The organism is Catenulispora pinisilvae (assembly GCF_015356865.1).
GTDB lineage: Bacteria > Actinomycetota > Actinomycetes > Streptomycetales > Catenulisporaceae > Catenulispora > Catenulispora pinisilvae.
Window position 1 is genome coordinate 1 of the sequence record NZ_JAAFZA010000388.1, and the last position, 6,375, is coordinate 6,375.

Below are 6,375 nucleotides of genomic sequence, written 5' to 3' on the forward strand. Positions count from 1 at the left end.
CAGATNTGTATAAGAGACAGGAGCAGCCCGGCGGCGGGGGCGGGGCGCGGCATTCGCAGTGAGGTGGTTCGGCGGCGGCACATCTGGGAGCTGAGATACCTCAAAGTTCGCGGTTTCTCGACGCCGGTCGTCTCTTGATGCCGATCCCGATGCCGATCCCGATCTTGACGCCGATCCCGCCGCCGATCGCGATGCCAGGCTCGACAACAAGCTGACTTGCCGCCGAGGTGCGCCGCCTACTCACTGTCGGCGTCATGCCGATGGGCCCGCTCGCCGTCATGATCGAAGATCGTCAGGATCTCGACCGCCTTCCCGTGCGCGGTGATCAGGTGCGGCGTCATCGTGCTGAACTCCGCGGCGTCCCCGGCCTGGACCAGCACCACGCGCTCGCCCAGATGCAGCTCCGCGACGCCCGACAGCACCGTGAACCACTCGTGTCCGGGGTGGACGCGCAGCTCGGCGGGGCCGGACGGGCGCTCGTCGGTGATCCGCATCTTGGCGACGCTGACGCCGTTCAGCGACCGCTCCCGGGACAGCAGCCAGCTGGTCAGGCCGCGGGTGTGGACCGGCTCGGGCCGGATCACCACCCCGGCCTCGTCCGGGGCCTCGGCCAGCTGGTCGATCGTGGTGCCCAGGGCGCGGGCGATCGGCACCAGCTGGTCCAGCGCGATGCGCCGCTGGCCGGTCTCGATCCGGCTGAGGTTGGACGGGCTCAGGCCGCAGCGGGCGGCCAGCGAGTCCAGGGTCCAGCCGCGGGCCAGCCGCAGGCTGCGGATGCGTTGGCGGACCAGGGCGTCGACGTCCGGTTCTTGCGTCATACGCAAGATGATATGTCTTAGGCGCAGACGGCGCCTACGCTGGAGGGATGGAACACAGCCACGGATCCCATGGCCACGGTAGCCACGGCGGTCACCACCCAGGCGACGAAAGCCACGGCGCCCACCACCCGGAGGACGAAGCCTCCATGGCCGACGTCCTGGACCTCGACGCCGAGGTCGTCCGCCCCTACCTCGACGAGCTGACCGCCTGGGCCGCCGGCCACGCCGAAACCGCCCCGCGCACCATCCTGGACATCGGCGCGGGCACGGGAACCGGCACGCTCGCCCTGGCCCGGCGCTTCGCCTCCGCCGACCTGGCCGCCGTCGACCGCTCGCCGGGCATGCTCGACCGGCTCCAAGCCGCGGCGGCCGCCGCCGGCATCGCCGACCGCCTGCGCACCGTCCAGGCCGACCTCGATTCGGCCTGGCCCGCGGCCGCGATCGGCACCGCCGACCTGGCCTGGGCCTCCTCCTCCCTGCACCACGTCGCCGACCCCGACCGGGTCCTGGCGAACGTCCACGGGGCGCTGAACCCCGGCGGCCTCCTCGTGGTCGTGGAGATGGACGCCATGCCGCGTTTCCTGCCCGACGGCGTGTACCCGGGCATGGAGGAACGCTGCCGCCGAGCCGCGGCCGGCAAGGGCTGGAACGCTTGGCCGAACTGGACCGGCCACCTGGAGCGCGCCGGCTTCACGGTCGCCGAGGAGCGCACCTTCGCCATCGACCTGAGCCCCGCCCCGCCGGCCGCCAACCGCCTCGCCCACCGCATCCTGGGCGGCATGCGCGGACGCCTCGCCGACCAACTGCCGCCGGAGGACATCGCAGCGCTCGACCGCCTGCTGGATCCCGCCGACGAGGAGTTCGTGCTGCGACGCAGTGATCTGGAGGTGCGCAGTGCCCGGACCGCGTGGGCGGCGCTTCGGCTGACCGGGTGATGCTGACCGAGTGATACCGGCCGAGTGATACCGGCGTCTCACCGAGCGGTCCCGGGGCTACCGGCGGCACCGGCGTCACCGGGGGCGCGGCGGGTTCGGCCGGGCCACGGCCACCCGGACGGCCCTGCCGTACCGGGGCACCGTCGGCCGGCCGCGCCTACCGTGGGGGTCCGGGGCTGATCTTGAGGAGGCCTTATGAGCTCGGAAACGGTGCGTGCTCCCGGTAGTAGCGCCTCAGTCCTCGATCAAGTCGAGGGCGGCTGGCGATCGCTGGTGGCGGAGTTCGTCGGGACGATGCTGCTGGTCCTGCTGGCGGTCGGGACGGCGATCTTCGCCGGCAAGTTCGTCGGGGACATCGGGATCGCCCTGGCGTTCGGGTTCACCCTGCTGGCGCTGGTCTACATGATCGGGCCGGTGTCCGGCTGCCACGTCAACCCGGCGGTGACGCTGGGCATGGTGCTGGCCCGCCGGATGACGCCGATCGCCGGGGCGCTGTACTGGATCGCGCAGTTCGCCGGCGGCATCATCGGGGCGGTGCTGCTGCACTGGATCGCCAGTTCGGTCCGGGACCCGCTGGGCGGCGGACCGTTCCTCCGCAAGTCGTTCGGGTCGCCGGGCTGGGGAAAGAACTCCGACCTGTTCATCTCCGCTTCCGGCGCGTTCCTGGTCGAGATCCTCCTGACCGCGGTGCTGGTGCTGGTGGTCCTGGGCACCACCCACGGCAAGGGCGACAAGCCGGTGGCCGGCATCGCGATCGGCGCCTCGCTGACCGCGATCCACCTGATCGGCATCCCGCTGACCGGCACCTCGGTGAACCCGGCGCGGGCCCTGGGCCCGGCGCTGTTCGCCGACAACAACGCGCTGTCGCAGACCTGGCTGTTCATCGTGGCACCGCTGTGCGGGGCGATCGTCGCGGTCGCCATCCACTGGCTGGTGCACGGCGAGCCGGAGTCCGCGCGCCCCGCGCCGGGACGGCCGGATCCGGGGCGGCCGGAACCGGGACGACCCGAGCCGGTCGGCGGCCCCGCCGCCTGAGGTCCGCACCGTGCTAGGCGGTAGCGTGGCTGCATGCCCGACACACAGTACGAAGACCTGCTCCGACGCGTCCTGACCACCGGAACGGCCAAGGCCGACCGGACCGGCGTCGGCACCAGGTCACTGTTCGGGCACCAGCTCCGCTACCGCCTTCAAGACGGCTTCCCGCTCATCACGACCAAGAAGGTGCATTTCAAGTCGGTCGCCTACGAGCTGCTGTGGTTCCTGCGCGGCGAGGGCAACGTCCGCTGGCTCCAGGAGCACGGCGTCTCGATCTGGGACGAGTGGGCCGCCCCGGACGGCGGCCTCGGCCCGGTCTACGGCGTGCAGTGGCGCTCCTGGCCCACCCCGGACGGCCGGCATATCGACCAGATCGCCGAAGTGCTGGACCTGCTGCGCACGAACCCCGACTCGCGCCGCATCATCGTCTCCGCCTGGAACGTCGCCGAGCTCACCGACATGGCCCTGCCGCCCTGCCACGCCTTCTTCCAGTTCTATGTGGCCGACGGCGAACTGTCCTGCCAGCTCTACCAGCGCAGCGCGGACATGTTCCTCGGCGTGCCGTTCAACATCGCCTCCTACGCCCTGCTCACCCACATGATCGCGGCCCAGACCGGGCTGGCCGTCGGCGACCTGGTCTGGACCGGCGGCGACATCCACGTCTACGACAACCACGTCGAGCAGGCGGAACTGCTGCTGACCCGCGAGGCCCGGCCGTTCCCGACGCTGGAGCTGAAGCCTGCGGACTCGCTGTTCGACTACGGCTACGAGGACTTCGCAGTGCTCGGATATGACCCGCATCCCGCGATCAAGGCGCCGGTCGCGGTGTGAGCAGGTTCATGCTGAGCATGCTCATGCTCACAGCGTAGGAGAAGGCTGCGGCAGCGCGTGCGCGCCCTCCGGCCGCAGCCCGTCGAAGATGATCGCGAGATAGCGCCGCCACAGGTCAGGTGACCCGTTCGGGACGTACTCGCTCACGTAGTTCGGCGCGCACATCAGCAGGAAGACGTCGGTGCCGGTGACGTCGGCTCGCACCGCGCCGTGCTCGCGGGCCCGGGCCACCAGGGTCTCGATCGCCTGGAACAGCCCGGCGTGGGCCTGCTGCACGTCGGGCTTCCACTCCCCGGAGCCCATCAGGAACGACAGGTCCCGTTGCTGCCGCCGGCCGCCGGCGATGGTCAGGAACTCCAGCAGCGCCGCTCCCGCGTCGTCGGCGTCCAGCAACCGCTCCCCGGCCGCCCGCAGGTCGTTGATCCGGTCCACGACGATCGCGGCGATCAGGTCGTCCTTCGTCGGGAAGTGGCGGAAGACCGTGCCCTTGCCGACCCCGGCCCGGCGCGCGATGTCGGCGACCGAGGCCTCCAGCCCGTGCTCGGCGAACTCGTCGGCGGCCGCGGCGAGCAGCAGCGCGCGGTTGCGGGCGGCGTCGGCGCGCAGTGGACGGGCCTGAGCTGGGGTGGTCACCACCGCAGCCTAACAAGTTGACCGCGCGGTCCGGTTATCGCTAACCTCCCGTCGGGGGCGGAACCTGACCGCCCGGTCCGTTTACTGAGGGGTAGACACATGGTAAAGCAGGGCTCGATGAAAGCTGTCGTCGCCACCGACTACGGCCCGCCCGAGCAGTACGCCGTCGCCGAGGTGCCGGTGCCCCGGCCCGGACCCGGGCAGCTCCAGGTGCGGATCGCCGCGTGCTCGGTCAACCCCTCCGACGTGAAGCTGGTCGGCGGAGAGTTCCGCGAGGTGATGCCGACGCGGTTCCCGCACACCCCGGGCATCGACTTCGCCGGGACCGTCACCGAGGTCGGCTCGGGCGTCACCGGCTACGCGGCCGGGGACGAGATCTTCGGCATCGCCGTGCCCCGGGTGCTGCGGGCGATGGCCGGGACCCGTCCGTCGCTGGGCACCGGCGCGCTGGCCGAGTACGCCGTCATCGAGGCGGACACCCCGCTGATCGCGCACCGGCCGGCCGCTCTGGCCGCCCCGGACGCCGCGGCGCTGGGAGTCGTGGGCCAGGCCGCACTGGCCACGGCACGGGCCGCCGAGGTCCGCCCCGGAGAGCGAGTGCTGCTGGTCGGGGCCACCGGCGGCGTCGGCACCGCGCTGCTCCCGCTGCTCGCCGCGGCGAAGGCGCACGTGATCGCGACCGGGACCGAGGCCGACGCGGCCGCACTCGGCGAGCTGGGCGCGGACGAAGTCATCGGGTATCAGGAAGCTGACTACCCGACCGAGGTGGACGTGGCGATCAACGTGGTCCTGCCCGGCGACCGCCTGTCCGCACTGGCCGCGACGCTGCGCCCCGGCGGCCGGCTGCTGAGCATCACCTTCCCGTTCACCACGCCGGAGACGATCGGCCGGGACGACGTCAGCCTTCGAACGATCCTGGACATGGACGGCGAACTCGCGTCCATGCGCGATGTCGGCGAGGCCGGAGCCCGCGGCGACCTGCGCGCGACCATCGTGCGCCGCTACAGCCTGGACGAGGGCCCGCAGGCCTGCGTGGACTTCCTGCGGGAGCACTCGCTGGGCAAGCGGGTGGTCGTTATTTAGGCGTGGTTGGCTACGTTCGCCCTGGGGCGGGTGTCGGTGGCAGGGTTTTGGGTTGTGGCTTGTGGCTTGTGGCTTGCGGCTTGTGGCTTGTGGCTTGTGGCTTGTGGCTTGCGGTTTGTGTGTTGGTTAAAGGCATTTTTACGGAACTACCTGGTATTGACTAATCACGGATCGAGACGCAGTTCGCTGTGCCACTCGATGTGCGTGGGCGGCTGCCGGTTGTGTGGGTGGTGCGCGGCGGTCCGAGTCACTACCGCACACGTTGCGTTGGCGGGCGGCGGTCGTGCGTGGTGGGCACCTGAAGTCAACGGCAGGCGCCTCCGGCGGGGGCTCTTGGCTCCCTCGGGGAACTGGCGCGGTTCCATAGGGGGGTCGAGCTAGTCTCAGCGGCGGCGGTTTGTGAGGTGGTGCGGTTCGTTCCCCACGGTCGCGTCGTCAGCCCCAAGGGGTACAGCGCCGAACCCCGGGAGTAAAGTCCGCGCCCTCACGGTATGTGCGCAGGTGGCGGCCGCGTACAGCGCGAACTTGACTCCCGAGAACCGGCACTGTAGGCAAAGCCCTGCCGACGCGACCGAGGGGAACGAACCGAAAACCGACCGGAGAAGTACAAAACTGGTGGTGCGGTACCGGCGACTCGGCAAGTTCGGCCGCCGGTCCAGGTGCTGGCCAGCGCACCGGCGCCGGGGTGCGCACTCCGGGTTGGCGGCCGCGAGACCGATCGATCCGGCGGCCACAACCGATACCGCCGCGATAGCGACATGCCGAGATGAAGCATCAGAAGGCGGGCATGTCACCGACCAGCTGCCCACCGGCCCGTCACCACACTCTTACCGGCGGCCGTATCACCAGCCCGCGTCTACGGGCCCTTCGATTGGTATTCTTCCGGTCGGTTTTCGGTTCGTTCCCCTCGGTCGCGTCGGCAGGGCTTCGCCTACAGTGCCGGTTCTCGGGAGTCAAGTTCGCGCTGTACGCGGCCGCCACCTGCCCGCCTGACCGCAAGGGCGCGGACTTTACTCCCGGGGTTCGGCGCTGTACCTGTC

General features: G+C 70.8%; 6 protein-coding genes. 4 read left to right on the forward strand and 2 right to left on the reverse strand.

Annotated elements, in window-relative coordinates:
- Positions 1 to 236: 236 nt before the first annotated feature.
- The gene (locus IZR01_RS47350; RefSeq protein WP_194927680.1) at positions 237 to 818 is read right to left on the reverse strand and encodes a helix-turn-helix domain-containing protein; all 582 of its coding nucleotides are present in this window, start codon (positions 816 to 818) and stop codon (positions 237 to 239) included.
- A gap of 146 nt (positions 819 to 964) precedes the next feature.
- Between IZR01_RS47350 and IZR01_RS47355 the strand changes: the two genes are divergently transcribed.
- The 3 genes from IZR01_RS47355 (at position 965) to IZR01_RS47365 (ending at position 3,619) form a co-directional block, all read left to right on the forward strand.
- The gene (locus IZR01_RS47355) at positions 965 to 1,753 is read left to right on the forward strand and encodes a class I SAM-dependent methyltransferase (RefSeq protein WP_194927681.1); all 789 of its coding nucleotides are present in this window, start codon (positions 965 to 967) and stop codon (positions 1,751 to 1,753) included.
- 195 nt (positions 1,754 to 1,948) lie between these two features.
- Complete coding sequence (locus IZR01_RS47360; RefSeq protein WP_194899454.1) at positions 1,949 to 2,788, forward strand: MIP/aquaporin family protein; 840 nt, start codon at positions 1,949 to 1,951, stop codon at positions 2,786 to 2,788.
- Positions 2,789 to 2,821: 33 nt separating this feature from the next.
- Entirely contained in the window at positions 2,822 to 3,619 is a 798-nt protein-coding gene (locus tag IZR01_RS47365) for a thymidylate synthase (protein WP_194899455.1), read from the forward strand.
- Between the two features lie 27 nt (positions 3,620 to 3,646).
- Here IZR01_RS47365 and IZR01_RS47370 read toward each other — a convergent pair whose 3' ends face one another.
- Positions 3,647 to 4,252: a TetR/AcrR family transcriptional regulator gene (locus IZR01_RS47370; protein ID WP_194899456.1), complete on the reverse strand. Its 606-nt coding sequence runs from the start codon at positions 4,250 to 4,252 to the stop codon at positions 3,647 to 3,649.
- Between the two features lie 117 nt (positions 4,253 to 4,369).
- Here IZR01_RS47370 and IZR01_RS47375 point away from each other — a divergent pair, with 117 nt between their 5' ends.
- On the forward strand, positions 4,370 to 5,335 hold the full coding sequence (locus tag IZR01_RS47375; RefSeq protein ID WP_194927682.1) for an NADP-dependent oxidoreductase: 966 nt from the start codon (positions 4,370 to 4,372) through the stop codon (positions 5,333 to 5,335).
- Positions 5,336 to 6,375: the final 1,040 nt, after the last annotated feature.

Excerpts from the sequence above, each read along its gene's own strand:
- IZR01_RS47350 (WP_194927680.1), bottom strand. The coding sequence starts at position 818 with ATGACGCAAGAACCGGACGTCGACGCCCTGGTCCGCCAACGCATCCGC.
- IZR01_RS47355 (WP_194927681.1), top strand. The coding sequence starts at position 965 with ATGGCCGACGTCCTGGACCTCGACGCCGAGGTCGTCCGCCCCTACCTC.
- IZR01_RS47360 (WP_194899454.1), top strand. The coding sequence starts at position 1,949 with ATGAGCTCGGAAACGGTGCGTGCTCCCGGTAGTAGCGCCTCAGTCCTC.
- IZR01_RS47365 (WP_194899455.1), top strand. The coding sequence starts at position 2,822 with ATGCCCGACACACAGTACGAAGACCTGCTCCGACGCGTCCTGACCACC.
- IZR01_RS47375 (WP_194927682.1), top strand. The coding sequence starts at position 4,370 with ATGAAAGCTGTCGTCGCCACCGACTACGGCCCGCCCGAGCAGTACGCC.